Below are 19,323 nucleotides of genomic sequence, written 5' to 3' on the forward strand. Positions count from 1 at the left end.
GTTCCCGGCGTACGCAAATTCGAACGATGACTGAGAGCGACAGCCTCCGCAGCAAGGCTACCCACTCCATCGGTTGGATTATTCTCGAGCGCTGGACATCCCGGCTGCTGGCGCTGGTCGTGATCGCCGTTCTCACACGGCTGATCTCACCAGAAGATTTCGGGCTAGTCGCAATGGCGACAGTCGTGATTGCTCTGCTCCAAGTCTTTGTGGAAGCGGGTTTCGTTACCGTCCTGGTCCAGAAAAAGGAGCTCTCTCCCAAGGACTCGTCGACGGCATTCTGGACTTCCGTCTCGCTCAGCATTCTGATCTACGCCGCATTGTTCTTGACCGCACCGCTCCTGGCTGGGCTGTTTGGCGAACCGGATCTGACCGCGGTACTTCAAGTCATGGGGCTCAGCCTTCCGATATCTGCGTTCGCCCAGGTGCCCGCAGCGTTGTTGGAGAGGTCCTTCGGGTTTAGGTCGCTGGCCATTCGGCAAGTCATCGGCGCCATGTGCGGTGCAGCTTTCGCAATTCCGATTGCGTTCAGCGGCGGCGGAGTCTGGGCACTGGTCGTGCAGGCGATTGCAACGAACACCGCGTCCGTTATCGTGCTCTGGGCAGCAACATCGTGGCGTCCCAAATGGGAATACTCGATCTCGTCCCTGAAGTCAATGTGGTCCATGGGCATGCGGATCATGGCGATTGGGCTTCTGGACGCGCTCCAGCAGAACATTGACAAGCTCCTCGTGGGAGCATTTTTCAGTGCTCAGGAACTCGGCTTCTACTACCTTGCACAGCGAATCGGCACTATCCTGATCGAGCTCGTCACCACGGTGATGTCCAAGGTCACACTCACCACATTCTCTAAGGTTCAAGATGACCTGCCCAGGCTGAGTCGCATTTTCCTCCAGATGACATTTGCGTCCGCGGCGATTGGCGTGCCGATTTTTGGCCTTGTTGCGGTGCTTGCCCCTCAACTCGTCCCGTTCGCGTTCGGAGATGGATGGGACCAGACAGTGCCGATACTGTGGATCCTCGCTGGCGGCTGGGCCTTCGGCGCTGTGATGTACTTCGACCGAAACGCATTCATTGCAATTGGTCGAGCGAATGTTGCACTTTGGGTGGCAATTCTTCAGAACATCGTTGGTGTACTCCTCGTATTTGCTCTGTTGCCTTTTGGGGTGTTTGGCGTGGCATTCTCGCGCTGGTCCAGAATCGTGACGTGGCCGGTTCGGATCTGGGCGCTTCACCGACTGATCGAGCTTCCAGTGGCAAAGTATCTGGCGCAGGTGTTCCGCTGCATCTTGGCGATCATCCCTGTGGTCGTCGCGATCGCTTTCCTGCAAACAACAGCATGGGCCGGCTCAGAGCATGCATTCTGGACCTTTGCCGTGCCGCTCGCAGTCGCGGGTCTTGCGAGCTACGGCGCGTTGTTGTGGGTTGTCGCTGGGCGCGAGAATCGACTTGTCCTTCGTCAGATTTCCACAGATGTCCGCACGCGAATCGCTCGGAAGAAGAGTGCTGCTGCAGCTTCGATTGACGCTTGAACGGCGAAGTTGCCATGTCGAGATCGAGTGCTCGAACTGTGCGCCACCCGGCGGCGCATCGACCGGGCTCATGTCACGACCGCAATCGCGCATTTAGGCGTGTCGGCATTGGGACTCGCACGTATCCCGGCGGGACCCCGGAATGCGCCCATAGTTTCGATGCGAGTCATCGGTGCTCTCGCAGTCTCGCCACCCATCGACGGAGTCGAATTTTTTGCGCCTTTCCTCTAGCTAGGCGTTGATTCGATGGAGTTCTACCTTTAGCACTGGCCAGCGATAGTCCTCGGCACAAAGGTGCTCGCTGACGAAACCGCACTCGGTCTCTCAGAGCAGCTCGTTGCGGCGATTGCGGCTAGAACGGTCGTTCCTCTTATTCGTGCTTCTTGCCAACAGATGTGCAGCGGTGGACGCGCTCTTCTCCTGGCCCGCACAGCGTAAGAGGCGAGTTCATGCGGAGACGCTGCAACGGAGATGAGATCAGACTCCTAAGTTCAAAGCGCAGTACGCAGGGCTGACTCAACTGAACTCGCAACTGCGTCCCACCCAAAGCGCGTGCGCCATTGTTCCGCAGGCGCGAGCATGAGCGTGGAGTGGTTGTTGACCGCATTGTCCATGGCGGACGCCCACGCCTCAGCGTCGGAGTCACTCTCCACAGCCACACCACTGCCGTCGCTAATACCGGCGATGGAGCGGCATCCCTCCCAATAGACGACGGGGGTCCCGCACAGATAAGACTCAAGTGCCGGGAACCCGAAGCCCTCCAATTTGGAGGGGAATAGTGTCGCCGTGGCCGCGCGATAAAGAGCAGCGAGACCCTCATCGTCAACGTGCTCTACCACTTCGATCTGCCCGGCAACCTCGAATTTTTTCGCGAGCTGACGGGCCTCCACGCTGTCCTTTACAACGAGGGTCAGCCTGTATTCGGGCCTCAGCGCGAGGGCCTGCATCAACACGGGGACGTTCTTGTGTGGTCGTAGATTGCCCACGTACAAGAAGTGCGGCGCGGCTGACGTTTCTCGTGGAGGACCGGGGCGAAAAGCCTCCGAGCTGCCATTGCCCACAACGCGAACTTGCACGGAGTCATCATCGATCCACTCTTCGATGCGTTCCCGAGCAGCCTCGGAGACAGTGAGCGCCAGTCCGGCTCGCCGCACCACAGGCTTGACCACCAGCTCGTAATAGAGCCGTTTGGCAGCGGAGGCCTGTGCTGGGTCATCAAGGTGGATCAGGTCGTGGATTGTGACGATCGTCGTAGCCCGGCTTGGACCGCAGTTGTATCCGGGTGAGTAGATCACGTCGTTGGTGCCGAGTTTCAGCCGTGCTCTAGTGACAGCGTCGAGCGGGGAGCTCGGACGTCCACGTTCGGTGAGCGTCTCATAAGGGAGCGTGAGTCGTGCGGATACCTCGCGAGCGAACCGCCCGATTCCATGGTCGCCGCGCCAACGCGTATCGACAAAAAGCACTCGAGTGAACCCCAATTCAACACCGCCAGGGACGGCAATGTCGCCCTCTGCACAGCCAGCAACACGCCGGCTCCCGACGATTCTCCCATGGCCCCAAGTGCTCCCCGAATCCGCCGCGCGCTCCCGGTAGTGCGAGCGAGGCGAAGTTGAGAGGTAGCCTAAGGTGATCTTCGCACCGAGCGATCGTCGTGTGGACCCTCGCCCAGGAGAATGATGAGCTTGCCTTCCAAGATCCGCGCCATGCCCCGTTGGCAGACCATTGTGATCGGTTCCTCGATCGCCTCCGTCCTCATTGCCGGAGCAGTCACCACCACAATGGTGCTCACCGCTAAGCCCGATCCAGCCGTCGGCACCGGGCCCGCTATCGCGGCTGTGCCAGAGACTCCCAAGGTGTCGCCACCGGAGACTATGAGCGTTGCCGCGACTTTCGCCGGCTGGACCCTCGAGTCCGCGATTGGCGTTCAGCCGGCTGCAGAGACGGGCAAGATCGAAGACGGCAACATCGCGCTCCTACTCAATGCTGACATTGCCGGCGCGGCGGATGCCTCCGCCGTGCTTTCTCAGCTGGTACCCGTCATCGGCGGTCTCGAGTACGAGTTCCGGGCATTGGTGCGCCTCGATTCAGCCAGCTCCGGCACGGGCTCCGTCGCGATAATGCTCGGTGAACAACAGCTGGATCTGCCCGCTCCTGCGCCGGCGTGGACCGAAGTGACCGGGATGTACACCGCTGAGCCTGGGCAGACTGAAATGCGGTTGGCCATCGCGGCCTCTGGCGATGTCGCGGGATTCCGCATTGACGCGATCACCCTAGCGCCAATCGGCGAGACAACAAACGCCGTGCTGAACGGCTCCTTCGAGGATTTCGCAGCTCCGACCCAAATCACCAACCCAGAGCTGATCATGCGAACGGGCGAAGCCTACATCGGCGTCTCCTGGCGCGCCGCCACGTTGAGCTGGGAAGTACTTAGCGAGACCGGAGCTGCGCTGCTCGACGGCACGCTACCCGCGAACTCCTCACTCAACCTGATTCCGCTCGGCGATTTGGAGCAAGGCTACTATTCGGTGTCCGTGGCCCCAGAAGATGGTTCCGCCGAGCCCATCACCGCGACATTCATGGTGCTGGACCAGACTACAATCCCTGCTGGTGAACGCGATTCGCGTTTCGGTGTCGGAACACACATTGGCGAGCCCTACTACGTGGGTTCGGAGACCGTCGGGGCCCAGATCGGTTTCGCACATGCCCGCACCGACGCACGATGGAGCCACATCGAGAAGGTGAAGGGCGTCTACGACTACCCGCAGATCCTCACCGATGGAGTTCGCGATTTCGAGGCAGCGGGAATGGACATGCTTCCCATCGTTGGCTATGGCAACAAGCTCTACGACGCCGGCGCACCGAGCACTCCTGACGGCATCGCCGCATACGTCAGCCTAGCCAGCAACGTCGTCTCGACCTTCGACGCCCACGCACTCGAGGTATTTAACGAATTCAACAACCCGCTGCTTAACACGGGTGCCTGCGGCACAACTCCTGCCTGCTATTTGCCGATCTTGCAGGCAACGGCTGATCGCATCCGTGCGGAGTACCCCGGCATCCCGATCGTGGGCCCGGCAAACGCCCGCACAGACGACGCTTTCCTCACCGGTTTGTACCAGCTTGGCGGCCTGGACTATCTCGATGCGGTCAGCTTCCACCCCTACGACTACGACTACGGAGACAACAAGGGCGCCGAGTTCCTAGTTGACAGCCTGAAGCAGGTCGAGGATCGCATCAAGGAGTACAACGACGGCGAGGCCAAGCCGATTTGGATCACGGAACTCGGATGGACCTCGACCCTAGTCGAATCAGACAACCAACAGGCCGACTACCTGGTCCGATCCGAAGTCATCGCCTTCGCGTCTGGAGTCGAGCGCTTCTACTGGTACGACCTCGTAAACGACCACCTGCACCCGCTCGACCATGAGGGCAACTTTGGGATGGTGCGCCAGCAAACGGAGCAGATCCCCGCGTTCGAGCCGAAACGTTCCGCGATGGCTCAGAGCATGCTGATCCGCAAGATTGGCGGCAAGGACTTCGCTGTGAGGGACAACTTGAACGAAACGACGTATTCCTATGCGTTCGGCAGTAGCGACGACACAACGCGTGTTGCCTGGTCAACCAAGCCTGTATCGGTGAGCTTCGCCACCAAAGTACCGGTGAAGGTGACTTCGCAGTACGGCGAAGTGACAGTCGTCAAACCTATCAATGGAACGATCACCATCGAGCTGGGCGAGCAGACCATCTACATCGACGGAGATCTGAGTGTGGCGCGATTGATCGGATAGTGCGCTGAGGTTCTCCTAGCGGCTCGGATCACGAGCGGCTGGAGCGAGAATGAACTGGCACGGTCGTCCTCACGGGCTCAGTCTCAGGCCCGTGTAATGTTGATCGCGATGACCTGCCCTGTTCAGCTGGCAAGTTCGCACCAAGTTAGACGGCCTAAAGGGGATCCGCGTGTTGACCACTTGCAACGTTGAGCGCGTGTGGCGGGTATTGCAATAGATGACGCGAACAGAATCAGCAGTATCGACACCGGTCCGGACATGGAAGCGCTCGTATGCCGTCCGACTCTTTTTCACTGATGCACTGAGCATTGTCGTAGCAGTCGCATTTTCGCAGCTCGTGTGGCTCAAAGACGGTCAATCGCTTGCGATCTCGCGCAGCCTGGGAAGCAACTTCACTCCGACCTACACACTCGTGTCGATTCTCATCGCCCTGCTGTGGCTTTTCTTCCTCGACTTCTTTGGCGCCCGCGAACACAAGAACATTGGCGCGGGCACGATTGAATACCGCCGCGTCGCCGACGCAACTCTTCGGCTGTTCGGGCTTCTCGCGATCGTAGCCTTTCTCCTCGGGGTGGAGCTAGGCCGGGGATATTTCCTCACGGCGCTCCCACTCGGACTGTTTCTGCTCTTGGTCAGCCGATGGCTCTGGCGTCAATGGCTGCGCAACCAACAGCGTGAAGGTAACTATCTTTCCCGAGCGCTCCTAATCGGCCAGCGCCTAAAGTCCGAACACGTCGCCCGCACCGTGAGCGAGCGACGTGAATCCGGCATCATAGCCATCGGCGCTCTCACGAAGCTTGGTCACACCGAGGACGACATCATGCCCGGCGTACCCGTGCTCGGAACATACAAGGAGCTGCTCCCCGTGATCGACCGGTTGTGTGTCGACATGGTGATGATCACCGGAGCGGATGACCTCGGCCCGAAGCACATGAGGCAACTCGGTTGGGACCTCGAGGCCCGCAATGTTGAACTCATTGTCGCTCCAGCCCTAACCGATGTCGCCGGTCCTCGCATTCACGCGCGCCCCGTCGCCGGTTTGCCGCTGATCCACGTGGAGTTCCCTCAGTTCGAGGGACGCAAACAGTGGACCAAACGGCTCTTCGACATCGTGGGATCTTCCATTCTCCTGCTTCTCACCTCGCCATTGCTGCTCGGTGTCGCGATCGCCGTGCGGGCTTCCAGCCCCGGACCGATCTTCTACACCCAGGAGCGTGTCGGGTTGCGCGGGCGGCGATTCGGGATGCTGAAGTTCCGCTCTATGGTGCAAGGAGCGGACGACCAGTTGGCGAGTCTGCTCGACGCGCAGGGCACCTCAGACACACCGCTCTTCAAAGTCATCAATGATCCCCGCATCACTCCGGTCGGTCGCTTCATCCGCAAGTACTCGCTCGACGAGTTCCCGCAACTTCTCAATGTGCTTCTGGGGCAGATGAGTCTGGTGGGCCCCCGTCCACAGCGTGAAGCTGAGGTCGCACTCTACGACGACGCCGCGCACCGCCGACTCTTCATGAAACCGGGGATGAGCGGGCTCTGGCAAGTGAGCGGCCGCTCAAAGCTCTCGTGGGAGGACGCGATCCGGCTCGACCTCTACTACGTTGAGAATTGGTCGATCACAGGCGACATGATCATTCTGTGGCGAACTATCTCAGCCGTAGCTGCCGCCGACGGGGCGCACTAGCTGTTTTTCCCGTGGACGTTGTGTACACGTTCGATCGGTGACTTGCCCTCGATGCCGGTGTGGGGCCCGTCGTGTTGCAGTGATGGATCCACGTAGGAAGGCTGCCGGCGCGGGCGTCGTCAAAGTTGTAGCGGTGGGCTCAGCCCCCACTCCGCGGCAAAGACGTGCTGTAAGCGCTCGATCTTGCCATTGGTTTGCTGCCGGCCGGAAGGGGCGGGTGAAGCGGTGTCGGACTTCGCCGAGCGACTTGTGGAACAGGCCGAGCGGTAGCAGGAGCCATTCCCGGTCATGACCCGGGTCACGGTGATGCCGTGGCTGGCGCAGAACGCGTTCGCTCGGGCCCAGGCCCCGGCCGCCATCTCTTTCTTCACATCCGTGAGGATCTCGGAGTAGGCGGGTCGGGAGCGGTCGTCGATCGTGGAGTGCAGGAAGCTATGCCCGACGCCCGACCTGCTGTTGCGTTTGCCGTTTTACCGGCCCAGGGCGCGGCGCCCGCAACAGTCCGGGATGCGGCCGAGTTTCTTCCCGTCCACGTGTACCAGCTCGGCCGGGCTCTCCCATTCGACCGGCAGCCCGGTGTTCAAGTCCAGGTGCCCTCGTAGGGGCCTCCGGTACCGGTTCAGCACCTTGCTCACCCAGGACTGTTGCAGGCCGAAGTGGTCGCCGATGCGAGGTGAGCCCATCGGCGGGTGAAGAGCAACACGATGAGGCGCCGCTCTGTGCGCCGCGGCAGCCGGATCCGCGAGGAGCGCGGCCGGACCGACTGATCGGCCGGCCCGGCACCCATTCCGAATCCGTGGCGAGCCACCCATTTGGCGATGGTGGCCCGGTGAATTGAAAGCGTTCCGCGACCCGGGACTGCGCCCGACCGCCCTGCACAACGAGCAGAATAAGCTGCAGACGGCCCGACGGGGTGAGCTTGGCGTCGGCATCGGTAGCGCAGGAAGCGAGAACCTCCGCGGATCGTTTTGAGTGTGGTATCCCCTATTGATACCGGAGGTTCTCGCTTGAGGCCCTCCTGCAACGCTGCTCACAACCTGTGTTGAAAGAGCAACTAGCCACGACCACGACCACGGTTTCACCCTCCCGCGTGCGACCGCTGGACTGATCCGAACTGCGTCTTGGGTCGCATCGAAGCAGTTGGATCAGGGTTGGGTCGAAGTTGCACCCGCGCCTCGACAAGGGTTGTCCTAGCTAGGGATGCATCGACCCAGCTCGTGAAGCGAGCGTTGAACGCCTCGCGTGAGAACTTGGCGCTCTCCGCCCGGCAGGCTTCGGTGTCCAGCGCGGCTGCCGCAGCAATGGCACGAGCGAGACTGTCAGCATCCGGCGCTTCAAAATGAACCCCGGAGACGCCCTCGGTGATCGTCTCCGCGGATCCGCCTATCCAGCTGCCCACGACCGGGGTGCCGACGGCGATCGCCTCAATTGGCATGATCCCGAAGTCTTCGACCGGTGGAAAAACGTAGACCGTCGCGGCCTGGTAGAGCGCGTAGAGCAGCGCGCTCGATGGACTGTCGACGAAGTGGACGGGAACCGCGGCCTCGGCTGCGAGCGCCCGGAGCCGCGCATTCTCGGGCCCGCCGCCAGCCAAAACCACCGGAAGTCCCGCCTTGGAACCGGCCGCAATCACGAGATCAAGCCGCTTGTAGGGGATGAATCGGGAAGCGCCGAGAACGAACTCGCGTGGCAAGCCTGCGAGCATTCCCTGTTCTTCTGGCGTTGTCAGCGCAGCCCATTCCAGTACCGACTGGAGCTTGGCGACCTCGACAGGCGGGTGGATCACTGTGGCCTCCACACCCCATGCATCACGAATTCGATCGGCAACATAGGCACTGTTGCCGGCGATAGCGGTCGCCTCAGCGGCGCGATGTCGGTCGATCCTGCGGAGAGCGGGCGAAAGCAGGCGGGCCGGGAGACTATTGCCCCGTTCGTCGAGCTCAGGAGTCCAGATGTAGCGGGCCGGGGTATGCGCGTAGACCAGCTTGGGCACACCCTCGCTGCGCCCGCGCGGGAGCACATGATGAGAGAAGAGATGGGAACTTGAGATCACCCAGTCGTAGTCGAGGTGTTTGGGGACAGCGCTGCGCCATGCCATCGTGAGGAACGGCACGGAATGCGCTTTCTTCCCTCGCAGCGGCGATTTTGCCAGCCACAGCTCGTGCACGTCCCGGTCGGGAAAGCGGTGTGGCGCGTTGTTCCACGGAGTGACAATGTCGGCGTCCGGGTAAAGGGAGGCAATCGCCTCGAGAACATTCTCAGAGCCGCCGTGCGCCTCGATCCATTCGTGCGCGATCAAGCCTGCCACGTGTCGTTCCCCCTAGCGGATTTCGGCCGCGTCGCCGTGCTCTCAAGCCACGGCACAACTTCGCTCCGGAGCGAAGGCACCGTCACCATTCTAATCATTCAAGACGCCGCCCCAACCGCCCGGAGCATGACTCGAAGTCGTTTGGGGCTGAAGCGCGTGCTCACTACCGGCTGGCGGTCCACCAACGACCTCCTTGCCGACGTCGATGACGATCGACGCCCATGGCCAGTGACAGCAACAGGCCTTCCCCCACTGACCGATGCGCAACATCGGCCGTCTCACCGCTTGGGTGGGCCAGATGAGCACATACGGTTAGCGAGCGACTACCGAGTGGACTACCTCACTGCTCGCAGCTCGTTCGGCATCAGGTGAGCTGGTTCGCCGACATCGCAATTCCTCCCGTCGGCACTGGTGTGGCCCCGTCGCACCATGGATGCTAAGTAGTTCTCCAAAAGAACCGCCAACTGATGCGGAGTCAAGTCATCGCCGCGAACGCCGGTCCAGCACCCTTCGAACCGCAAACGGCCGCGCCAGTTCCTGTCGCGGTTAGCGTCGCCAGAGCGCAGAAGGCAGCGGCCGAAAGGACATAGCGGTCACGGTTTTGTGTTTGGAGTACCGGCACAATGAGCGGCGCAACCCGGGCCGATGGAAAACTTAGTAGCAGCCAAGGAAACACGCCTGCGCCCGCGCCCGCGCCCGCGCCCGCGCCCGCGCCCGCGCCCGAATTATCACCGAACAGAAGCCCCGCCGGTTAACTGAAGATCCTGAGCGAAATCAAGAGGGCTGCCAGCACACCCTCCAACAGTGCGGTCCGCATTTTGTCCGGCTGACATGCGTTCCGGCTACTTCTCACACAGTCGGCATCAGTACAGTGCCGAGCGCAGTCGCGAGCATACCGAATGGAGCGAGCGCCTTTGACTTGGGGGCACATAGTGCGCTCGTGACGGAATTCGTTACCGCTGCCCGGCATTAGCACCCTCCGCCAACAGCAGTCCATCTCAAAGCACCGCCCCTAGGTTCCAAGACGTCAGCGGCGCGAGCTTTGCAATGAAGCCTTCGAGCGCCGAAGCTCCGAAACTCCGAGCTTGAAGGCGCGCGCGTTGCCGTAGCGCCCGCACGAGGATCCACGCAGGCCCCCCGATGTGATTCCGAGGCTGGCAATGTTCAGCAGTTCAGCAGCACCACTCGGACGGCAAACACGGGGGTAATCACACCAAAACTCGCCACCGTTCGGAGACGCGTAGGGAGAGATAGGGCCCGCGGACGCTGCGGCGAGCGCGAGTGCACTCAGCTGCCGTCACAGTGGCGCGCTCAAGAGCAGAACCCATCAAGATTCGCGAATGTGCAGTTCCCTTAGGCTCCCACCCGTGTCATTAGTGATGCAACGCGGCCATGCTCGCACCGTGGGAGTAGCACAACGAATCCAGAACTTCAGACTGCGGCGAACATTCCGGCGGACACTCTCCACCAGGCGGGCTGCTGCGAAACGCAGAACCGCCCCCCGCTCAGCTACGAACCAGCCCGCCCGTCCCGCCAAGAAGGCGAATCGCGCGGAGCCAGGTCATAGTGGCGAAGCTCAGTCCGGCCCCGGTAGCTCCAAATGCAATCGCACCAATGGCCGTCGCGAGCAGGGCCGCCGGGGTGATTGTCGCGGAGTTCACAAAGACGAAGCGGTCAGGATTCTGTGATTGAAGCACCGTCGAGATCAAGGGCGAGGCTCCCGCTGCAGGAATGCTCATTTATATCCAGGCAAACGCGCCAGCACCGTCAGCAAACGCACTGCCGAAAAGCAGCGACATCGCCGGCTCGCTGAAGAAGGTAAAGGGGATCAAACTCACGGTCGCGATACCGGCCTACTTTGCGATCTTCCATGCTCGGCGTCGGGCTTCTGGGCCGGACATCACTGCCGAGGTGGGCATCAGGACCGCACTCAATGCGCTGGCCGCGAAGCCGAACGGCGCAAGACTCTTCGACGCGGCTGCGTAGAGCCCGGCCGCCGTCGCGCCACTGACCGCTGTCACGATGACGGTATCCAGAGAACGGAGTGCCGCGAGCGAGTTATTGGCGGCCAACGGCCACAACACCCTCATGAGTTCGATCTGGCTCACGCGCGAGCCCGTTTGAGGAACGAAAGTGACGTCGAGGAAATGCACCAAACCGATCATCGCAGCCGCTGCTTTTCCAATGCTGAAGGCGAGGACCGGGTTCGTGTCTGTGGGGACGAGCCCCAAAAAGATAGCGAGAGCCGCAACCGCTCGCAGGAGGATTGACGTTCCCGGGGTTCGGCTGATGCCGCATGCGATGGAAATTCCGACCTGCGCCTCAACGTTCTTGTCCACGCTCACAACAAATGCCAAGAGCACAGCTGTCAGCGTCTTCATCGGATGGTCCCCAATGACCAGCAAAGGCAAGGTCGCGGCCAGCACACCACCGACGACTGAGGAACTGATACTCAGTTTGAGCGCGGCTCGCACAGCAGCGTAGTTCTCTCGTGAGTACTCGCACAGGATGAGCGTTGTGATGCCAAGACTCGCGATGCCCAACAGAGTCGTCTGCAATGAGATGGTCGTTAGGGTCAGGCCGAGGTCAGCGCCTGCAACAAGGCGCGCCAACAGCACAATTCCGAGCGCCTCTATCGTTGTTGCGGTGAGTCGAGCAAGGGCAAGTGTGCCGAATTGACGGCGCACTATGTGGTCTCAACGCAGAACTCATCGCAGCGCACGACAGTGTTGTTCCTCTTGAGTAGCTCCAACGACTCACACAGGGCTTCACATCAAGTGGCTTGCGTACCCGGGCACCCGGAACCACGGACTGCAAACACGGTTTGAGGCTGCCGAGCCTCACAAGCGTAAGCAGCTCACGATAGTGAACCCGCCCACAGCGAGCTACCCCGAGTTTGGGGGCGCGACCGTGCAGTGTGGGGTCGTGCGCTGCGCCCCGCGCTGTTGAGGCGCAGCCAGCTCAAGCGTCGACCCGCGGGCTCGGCGAAGGCCAACTTGAGAACAACTCCTTGAAAAGCGAAGCGGCGGCCGTCCAAGGGAGGAAGCCCGACGCGATCTGCTGCGTGAGATTCAGGGACGCCCCATGCCCCGGTACGTCCATCCCGCGGCGCGCCAAACGGCGGCGTCCAGGGCGTTGCGGCCGTCGATCACGCTCGCGCCCGCGACCAGGGTCGCAGAGCGCACCGGGTCGAGCTCGCGGAACTGCTTCCACTCGGTGGCGAGCACCACCAGGTCGGCTCCGGCGAGCGCTTCGTCGGCCGTGCCCGCGTAGTCCAGCTGCGGGTGGCGGATCCGGGCATTCTCGATGCCCTGCGGGTCGGTGGAGACGACCCGGGCGCCGAGACCCTTCAGCTGCACGGCGACGTCAAGGGCCGGGGAGTCGCGCACGTCGTCGGAGTCCGGTTTGAAGGTGACCCCGAGCACGGCGATGCGCTTGTCGTAGACCGATCCGCCGAGGGCCTCGACGGCGAGGTCAACGACACGCTGCCGGCGGCGCAGGTTGATGGCGTCGACCTCCTTGAGGAAGGCGACGGACTCGCCGCGGCCGAGCTCCTCGGCGCGTGCCGTGAAGGCGCGGATGTCCTTGGGCAGGCAACCGCCGCCGAAGCCGACGCCGGCGTTGAGGAAGCGTCGCCCGATGCGCGCGTCGTGGCCGATGGCATCGGCGAGCTGGCCGACATCCGCCCCGGTCACCTCGGCGATCTCGGCCATCGCGTTGATGAACGAGATCTTGGTGGCCAGGAAGGCGTTGGCCGCCACCTTGACCAGCTCGGCGGTGGCGTAGTCGGTGATGATGCGCGGGGTGCCGGTGCCCAGTGCGGTGGCGTAGACCTCGTCCAGCACGGATGCCGCGCGCTCGTCGGCCACGCCGTAGACCAGGCGGTCCGGCTCGATCGTGTCTTTCACAGCGAAGCCCTCGCGCAGGAACTCCGGGTTCCAGGCCAACGTCGCACCGCTGCCGCTCTCGGCGAGCTTCTGGGCCAGCCGGGCGGCCGTGCCCACCGGCACCGTGCTCTTTCCAACGACGAGGTCGCCCGCCTTCAGGTACGGGATCAAGGCGTCGATCGCGGCGTCGACGTAACGCATGTCGGCGGCATAGCTACCCTGCATCTGCGGGGTGCCGACGGCGACGAAGTGCACCGTCGCCTCGGAGACTTCGGCCATGTCGGTGCTGAAGCGCAGGCGACCACTCGCGCCGGCCGAGGTGAGGATCTCGGGCAGGCCAGGCTCGAAGAACGGAGGGCGGCCGGCGGCCAACTGCTCGATCTTGGCCTGGTCGACGTCGATGCCGACGACCTCGTGGCCGAGTTCGGCCATCGCCGAGGCGTGCACGGCACCCAGGTAGCCACAGCCGATAACGGATAGCTTCACGAAGCCACTCTCCCAAGTTCATGTCTGGGTAGACGAGCCACCCGTTGTGCCGTCACTCCGACAAAGTCGGTTCAATCATCCCCTGCCGTGGGCGACGGAGTGAAATCCTGCAGTGCCGCTCACCGGTTCGCGCGCAAATCAGTCGAGTTTTGACACCAAGACCATTGATTCCATCGCGCGGGCACCGCCGCACAACTGAATGCATTGCGGCGCTCGTTTTGCGCTCTCATCTGCAGAAATGAGTGTCAGAGGGTGGTGGGAGTCTGGTTTCAGGCCGGAACGCCAGACGATTGCCGGCCTCGAAGATGCACGAGGAGGTGCAGCGATGAACGAAGCTTTGGAAACCCTTGCCGACTCGGTCGATGCTCTGGCATCCGCGTGGGAGCAGGCATCACCCGCATCCTTTGCCGGCCCGCTCTCCGAGGCCCTTGGCCGGCAGGTCGAGGCGGACTTCGAGGGCATGACGGATTCCACGCTGATCAGCACCGTCGAGCGGCTGCAGAATGTCGTGCGCGCCGCCGACGCCCTGCGAATGCGGGCCGCAGCCGAGGTCGGGCGCCGCTCCCGCCCCGAGCTCGGGCCGGAGCGCTTGTGCACCCGGCAAGGGAGCAACTCCGCTCCCGGGTTTCTCTCCGAGGTGATGCGTGTGCCGATCGGCGAGGCCGCGAAACTGCAGCGGCTCGGCGAGCGCACCGCCAGCGGGCTGAGCTTCAGCGGGGCCGTCATCCCTCCCCCGTTCCCCGCCGTCGCCGCCGCACTGACGGCAGGCACGATCGGCACGGATGCCGCGGCCCACATTGTGCGGATGCTCGAGTCCGTTGCACCCCGCGCCGACCGCGAGCATATGGCCAGAGCCGAGGAGTCCTTGGTCCACGCCGCTGAAACGCTGACCGTCGCCACCATCCTGCAGCTCTGTCAGGCTTGGCGGGATCGCCTCGATCAAGACGGCGTGCGCCCGCGCGAGGACGAGTTGCGCAGCCGGCGCGCCTTGACTCGGCGCACAACGGCCGACGGGATGACGGAATTGCACGTCGTGCTGGACCCCGAGAGCGCCGCCATCGTCGTGACGGCAGTCGACGGCATCGTCAGCGCCCAGTTGCACGCCAACCGTGAGAACGACGACCCGGCCCTCGCCGACGGGCGCGAACTGCCCGCGCTGCGCCTGGACGCGCTGGTCGACATCGCCCGCCACGCGCTCGGCTGCGAGAAGACCATGCCGGCGCTGCGCAGCACCACCGTCGTGGTGCGCACGACGCTCGAGGAGCTCACCAGCGGGCTGGGCACCGCCGAGATCGACGGCGTCGCAGACGGCCTGTCCGCTGCCAGCGCCCGTCGGTTGGCGGCGAGCGCAGAGATCATCCCGATCGTCCTCGGCGGCAGGAGCGAGGTGCTGGACCTCGGCAGGGCCCGCCGCAGCTTCACCCGGGCCCAGCGGATCGCCCTGGCCGAACGCGACGGCGGCTGCGCCTGGCCCGGCTGCCCGCATCCACCGGGCTATACCGAGGCCCACCATCTCGAATGGTGGGAGCGGGACGACGGGCCCACCGACCTCTGCAACGGGATCCTGCTCTGCAGCGGCTGCCACCACCGAATACACGACAATGGCTGGCAGGTGGAGATCATCGACAACGTGCCGTGGTTCATCCCGCCGGCCAGCGTGGACCCCGACCGGACGCCCCGACGCGGAGGCCGGATCAGCATCGACACCATCGCCTGCTGAGGCGCGCGAGCAACGTGGTGCTCGCCTCGCCCGCTATCGGCTGCGGGCTGGCAGAGCGGTCTGATTCTGCGCTTGCCAGAGGGCTCGGGCGATCACCTTCTCGTCGCGGGCGTTCACGATGGCGCGCAGGATGATCGCCAGCAGCGTGCCGATCAGGCCGCCGATGGTGTTGGCGAAGACATCGCTCATCGTGGCGAAGCGTGCGGTGAGCAGACCGGCCTGGGTGAGTTCAATGGCCACGGAGAGCGCCGGCGAGACCAGAACGGCGACCCACCAGATGCGGGCGGGCAGGGCCAGGCCGAGCAGGAAGCCGAGTGGTACGAACATGAGGATGTTCGCCGTGAACTCCAGCTTGTTGTAGCCGAACCACTCAGGCACGCCGTTGCGGTGCAGCACGCCGAGGAACTTGTCGATCGCGGATTCGAAGCCCTGGTCAAGCGGGGTCGGCGAGAGCGTCATGGCGGCAACGACGCCGATGTAGGCCAGAAGCAGCAACAGGGAGGCGTTGCGGCGGGCATGGCTCGGTGGTGGCTGTTGGCTCATTCGCTGGTGCCCCTCGGTTGCCGGTCACGTGAAAGAGCCAGCGTAGGTGACGCGCTGGGTGTTTCGCGCATCGGCGGGCGCCGCCCGCGCGTCGGCCACGCGTCGGCCGCGCCCGCCAATGCCGTCGTTGCCGCCGGCGCTACTGCGTGGAGAAGGCCGCGTCGAAGCTCGTCGCCGGCTGCTTCCAGAGCAGCGAGCGAATGTAGGCGAGTGCCTGCGGGCCGCCGTGCAGGCGGTCCATGCCCGCGTCCTCCCACTCGACCGAGATCGGGCCGGTGTAGCCGACCGCGTTGAGCGCCCGGAAGGCGTCCTCCCACGGCACATCACCGTGGCCGGTCGACACGAAGTCCCAGCCGCGGCGCGGGTCGCCCCACGGCAGGTGCGAGCCGAGCACCCCGGCCCGGCCGTTCTGCGGCCGCATCCGCGTGTCCTTGCAGTCGACGTGGTAGATCCGGTCCTGGAAGTCCCAGATGAAGCCGACGGGGTCGATGTTCTGCCACATCATGTGGCTGGGGTCCCAGTTGAACCCGAACGCGGGGCGGTGCCCGATGGCGTCGAGGGTGCGCACACTCGACCAGTAGTCGTAGGCGATCTCGCTCGGGTGCACCTCGTGGGCGAAACGCACGCCCTCGTCGTCGAAGACGTCGAGGATCGGGTGCCAGCGGGTGGCGAAGTCCTCGAAGCCGGCGTCGATCACGCTGGCCGGCACGGGCGGGAACATGGCGACGTACGGCCAGATCTTGGAGCCGGTGAACCCGACGACGGTGTCGACGCCGAGCTTGCGCGCCACCCGCGCCGCCCGCTTCATGTCGTCGGCCGCGCGCTGGCGGACCCCCTCCGCATCGCCGTCTCCCCAGGTGTAGTCGCGCACGATGGCCTGGTGGCGAAAGTCGATCGGGTCGTCGCAGACGGCCTGCCCGGTGAGGTGGTTGGAGATGGCGTAGACGCTCAGGCCGTGCCTGTCGAGGGTCTCCAGCCGCGAGCGCAGGTACGCGTCGTCCTCGTCGGCGCGCTTGAGGTCGAGGTGGTCGCCGGATGCCGCGATCTCCAGCCCGTCGTAGCCCCACTCGGCCGCCAGCCGCGCCACCTCCTCGAACGGGAGGTCGGCCCACTGCCCGGTGAAGAGCGTGACCGGATGCGTCGGGGTTTCGACAGGCTCAACCGACGGGGTCGGCGAAACCGAAGGGGTCGGCTCCTGTGGCGCGTGCTGCTCGGTCATCGGTGTTCCCTCTCGTTCTGCAAGGCGGTGAGGTAGGCAAAGGAGTCTGCGGCGAGCGCATCCTGGCTCTCGGCGAGGGGCCGCCAGACGGAGGCCGCGACGGCGATGGTGGCGTTGTCGCCGGTGAAGCTCTCCAGGCCGAGCGGACCGCGGTAGTCGACGTCGTCGAGCGCGTCCAGGAACGCCGCCCAGTCGATGTGGTCGTCGCCGACGGCGCCACGGTCGTTGCCGCAGACCTGCACATAGGCGAGGTGCCGGCCGGCCCGGCGGATGGCGTCGCCGATGCTCTTCTCCTCGATGTTGAGGTGGTAGCTGTCCAGCGCGAGCCCCAGGCCGCGGCCGAGCAGCGGGCCGAGGGCGGAGAGCGCCTGCTCGACGGTGTTGATGAGGCTCGTCTCATAGCGGTTGAGGGGCTCAACGGCCAGGCGGATGCCGCTACGCTCGGCCCGGTTCACGACGGGGGCCAGCGCGGCGCGCAGTTCCTCGTGGTGCGCGGCCCTGTCGGCATCCGACATGCGCCAGGTGCGCCCGGTTGCCGCGTAGAACGGGCCGGCGACGATGCGGGAGCCGATGCGCTCGGCCACGTCGATGCAGTGCCCGAGGTAGTTCTGGGTGGCGACGATCTCGCTCGCCGGGGCGGCGACCAGGTTGCGGCCGGGGCCCATCGCGCCAACCACGATCGGCAGCAGGCGGTGCTCGGCCAGCACGTCGCGGGCGCGCTCCGGCGACCAGTCCCCCGGCGTCTCGACCGGCAGCTCGATCGCGCCGAACCCGAGGGCCGCGGCCTTGGCGGCGAGCGTCTCGAGGGTGGAGTCGGTGAGCGGGCTCGTCCACACCCACGTGTTCACGCCGAGCGTGCGTCTCATACTGCCTCCTTGCAGTTGTGGTGACGGCGTCACCGGGGAGAACCAGATGAGCCTGTCGAAACCACCGTAGAGGTTTCGACAGGCCCACCGCTGGTCAGGCTCCTTACGGAATCTGGCGCTCCTGCCAGATCGTCGGGTAGCCGGGCAGGTCTTCTCCGCCGAACTTGGCGTAGTGACCGTCGGGCATGCCGTCGTTGGCGGCGAGGTACTGGTCAACCTCTTCGGCCGTGATCGGGCTCTGCGGCAGCACCCACTCCTGGGGGACCTGCTCGCCAGCGAAGATCATCTGGGCGGCGAGCAGCGGCGTCCGCCACTGGAAATTGGAGTAGACGGGGGCGAGGCCGGTCAGACCGGTTTCCTTCCACTTGCGCAGGAAGCTCATCTCGTCTTCACCGGTCATGACCGGGTAGTCCACTCCGGCATCCTCGAAGGCCTCGATAGCGGCGACGGCGCCGTCACCGGCGTCCATCCAGATGCCCTTGACGTCACCCTTGGCGAGCTCATCGGAGATGATCTTCTTGATCTCGACCGGGTCGGCACCCGTGAAGTAGTCGACGGCCTCGATGCCGGCCTCATCGAAGAGCTTCTCGGCCGCTGCCCAGCGCTGCTCGAGCACGTCGACGCCCGGCAGGATGCGCAGGGCCACGACCTTGTCACCCTCCTGGAGGTTGTCGATCAGGAACTCGGCGGTGTCGATGCCCCACGCGAATCCACCGATCGGGTGGATGAACGTGACGGGGCAGTCGGTCTGCACGCCGCGGTCGAAGACGATCACCGGCAGGCCGGTGTCGCAGGCCCGCTCGACAGCCGGAGTCATGGCCGCCGTGCTGTTCGGCGAGATGACGAAGAAGTCGCAGTTGCCCTCGTTGATGAAGTAGTCGATGTCGGCGATCTGCGTGTCATCGCTGTCCTGCGCGTCACGGGTCTCGAGCTCGCTGATCGCACCGGATTCCTGCAGCGCCTTCAGCTGCTCGTTCATGGTGATCCAGCCGGTCTGGCGCCAGGGGTTGGAGATCGAGGCGTTCGCGAAGCAGCCCTTCTTGGCCCCCTCCGCCTTGTACTGGCTGGTGTCGACCATCTCTGCGTTGATGTACTGCAGGTACGGCTTGCCGTCCGGCCCCTCTGGCACGACGGAGCGCTCGGCGTCCTGCTTGTCGAAGAGTGCCTGGTCAAACCACTCCACCGATGGCGCGGCGGTCTCTTCGCTGCCGGTGGTCTCGGTCGGGGCGGTCACGCCCGGGTCGGTCGTGCAGCCGGCCAGGGTCAGCAGCGCAAAAGCTCCGACCATGGCGG

At 64.0% G+C, this 19,323-nt stretch carries 12 protein-coding genes and 1 pseudogene; 4 read left to right on the forward strand and 9 right to left on the reverse strand.

Annotation, left to right across the window (positions count from 1 at the left end; genetic code table 11):
• Positions 1 to 26: 26 nt before the first annotated feature.
• Positions 27 to 1,532, forward strand: a complete 1,506-nt coding sequence (locus tag BLT62_RS17180) for a lipopolysaccharide biosynthesis protein (protein ID WP_083365165.1) — start codon at positions 27 to 29, stop codon at positions 1,530 to 1,532.
• 491 nt (positions 1,533 to 2,023) lie between these two features.
• Here the strand turns inward: BLT62_RS17180 and BLT62_RS17185 are convergent, their stop codons facing one another.
• Positions 2,024 to 2,995 (reverse strand): glycosyltransferase family 4 protein, encoded by a 972-nt coding sequence (locus BLT62_RS17185; protein WP_172829747.1) that lies wholly within the window; start codon positions 2,993 to 2,995, stop codon positions 2,024 to 2,026.
• Positions 2,996 to 3,214: 219 nt separating this feature from the next.
• On the opposite strand from BLT62_RS17185, the gene BLT62_RS17935 reads away from it, so the two are divergent.
• The gene (locus tag BLT62_RS17935) at positions 3,215 to 5,320 is read left to right on the forward strand and encodes a glycoside hydrolase family protein (RefSeq protein ID WP_172829748.1); all 2,106 of its coding nucleotides are present in this window, start codon (positions 3,215 to 3,217) and stop codon (positions 5,318 to 5,320) included.
• 217 nt (positions 5,321 to 5,537) lie between these two features.
• Entirely contained in the window at positions 5,538 to 7,001 is a 1,464-nt protein-coding gene (locus BLT62_RS17190; protein WP_083365167.1) for a sugar transferase, read from the forward strand.
• On the opposite strand, the pseudogene BLT62_RS18210 reads toward BLT62_RS17190, so the two are convergent.
• From BLT62_RS18210 to BLT62_RS17215, 4 genes and pseudogenes are all read right to left on the reverse strand, one after another.
• A pseudogene (locus BLT62_RS18210) lies at positions 6,998 to 7,982 on the reverse strand (IS481 family transposase). The gene BLT62_RS17190 and the pseudogene BLT62_RS18210 sit on opposite strands and share 4 nt — an antisense overlap.
• A 97-nt stretch (positions 7,983 to 8,079) precedes the next feature.
• Positions 8,080 to 9,309, reverse strand: a complete 1,230-nt coding sequence (locus BLT62_RS17205) for a glycosyltransferase (protein WP_083365170.1) — start codon at positions 9,307 to 9,309, stop codon at positions 8,080 to 8,082.
• A 1,853-nt stretch (positions 9,310 to 11,162) separates the two neighbouring features.
• Positions 11,163 to 11,996, reverse strand: a complete 834-nt coding sequence (locus BLT62_RS17210; RefSeq protein WP_172829749.1) for an oligosaccharide flippase family protein — start codon at positions 11,994 to 11,996, stop codon at positions 11,163 to 11,165.
• A gap of 384 nt (positions 11,997 to 12,380) precedes the next feature.
• Entirely contained in the window at positions 12,381 to 13,682 is a 1,302-nt protein-coding gene (locus BLT62_RS17215) for a UDP-glucose dehydrogenase family protein (RefSeq protein WP_083365172.1), read from the reverse strand.
• 325 nt (positions 13,683 to 14,007) lie between these two features.
• Here BLT62_RS17215 and BLT62_RS17220 point away from each other — a divergent pair, with 325 nt between their 5' ends.
• Positions 14,008 to 15,402, forward strand: coding sequence for an HNH endonuclease signature motif containing protein (locus BLT62_RS17220; RefSeq protein WP_172829750.1), 1,395 nt, complete (start codon positions 14,008 to 14,010; stop codon positions 15,400 to 15,402).
• Positions 15,403 to 15,435: 33 nt separating this feature from the next.
• Here the strand turns inward: BLT62_RS17220 and BLT62_RS17225 are convergent, their stop codons facing one another.
• From BLT62_RS17225 to BLT62_RS17240, 4 genes are all read right to left on the reverse strand, one after another.
• The gene (locus tag BLT62_RS17225; protein WP_083365174.1) at positions 15,436 to 15,945 is read right to left on the reverse strand and encodes a VanZ family protein; all 510 of its coding nucleotides are present in this window, start codon (positions 15,943 to 15,945) and stop codon (positions 15,436 to 15,438) included.
• A 139-nt stretch (positions 15,946 to 16,084) separates the two neighbouring features.
• Positions 16,085 to 17,164 carry a sugar phosphate isomerase/epimerase family protein gene (locus BLT62_RS17230; RefSeq protein ID WP_083365175.1) on the reverse strand — a complete coding sequence of 360 codons (1,080 nt, stop codon included), beginning with the start codon at positions 17,162 to 17,164 and terminating at the stop codon, positions 16,085 to 16,087.
• On the reverse strand, positions 17,161 to 18,030 hold the full coding sequence (locus tag BLT62_RS17235; RefSeq protein ID WP_083365176.1) for a sugar phosphate isomerase/epimerase family protein: 870 nt from the start codon (positions 18,028 to 18,030) through the stop codon (positions 17,161 to 17,163). The genes BLT62_RS17230 and BLT62_RS17235 overlap by 4 nt, the downstream gene beginning before the upstream one ends.
• 103 nt (positions 18,031 to 18,133) lie before the next feature.
• Complete coding sequence (locus tag BLT62_RS17240) at positions 18,134 to 19,318, reverse strand: substrate-binding domain-containing protein (protein WP_231919281.1); 1,185 nt, start codon at positions 19,316 to 19,318, stop codon at positions 18,134 to 18,136.
• Between the last annotated feature and the right edge of the window lie 5 nt (positions 19,319 to 19,323).

The organism is Microterricola viridarii (assembly GCF_900104895.1).
Classification (GTDB): Bacteria; Actinomycetota; Actinomycetes; order Actinomycetales; family Microbacteriaceae; genus Microterricola; species Microterricola viridarii.

What these genes read in the sequence shown, in the direction of transcription:
- BLT62_RS17220 (WP_172829750.1), top strand. Translation starts at nt 14,008, where the DNA reads ATGAACGAAGCTTTGGAAACCCTTGCCGACTCGGTCGATGCTCTGGCA.
- BLT62_RS17235 (WP_083365176.1), bottom strand. Translation starts at nt 18,030, where the DNA reads ATGAGACGCACGCTCGGCGTGAACACGTGGGTGTGGACGAGCCCGCTC.
- BLT62_RS17240 (WP_231919281.1), bottom strand. Translation starts at nt 19,318, where the DNA reads ATGGTCGGAGCTTTTGCGCTGCTGACCCTGGCCGGCTGCACGACCGAC.
- BLT62_RS17230 (WP_083365175.1), bottom strand. Translation starts at nt 17,164, where the DNA reads ATGACCGAGCAGCACGCGCCACAGGAGCCGACCCCTTCGGTTTCGCCG.
- BLT62_RS17225 (WP_083365174.1), bottom strand. Translation starts at nt 15,945, where the DNA reads ATGAGCCAACAGCCACCACCGAGCCATGCCCGCCGCAACGCCTCCCTG.
- BLT62_RS17190 (WP_083365167.1), top strand. Translation starts at nt 5,538, where the DNA reads ATGACGCGAACAGAATCAGCAGTATCGACACCGGTCCGGACATGGAAG.
- BLT62_RS17180 (WP_083365165.1), top strand. Translation starts at nt 27, where the DNA reads ATGACTGAGAGCGACAGCCTCCGCAGCAAGGCTACCCACTCCATCGGT.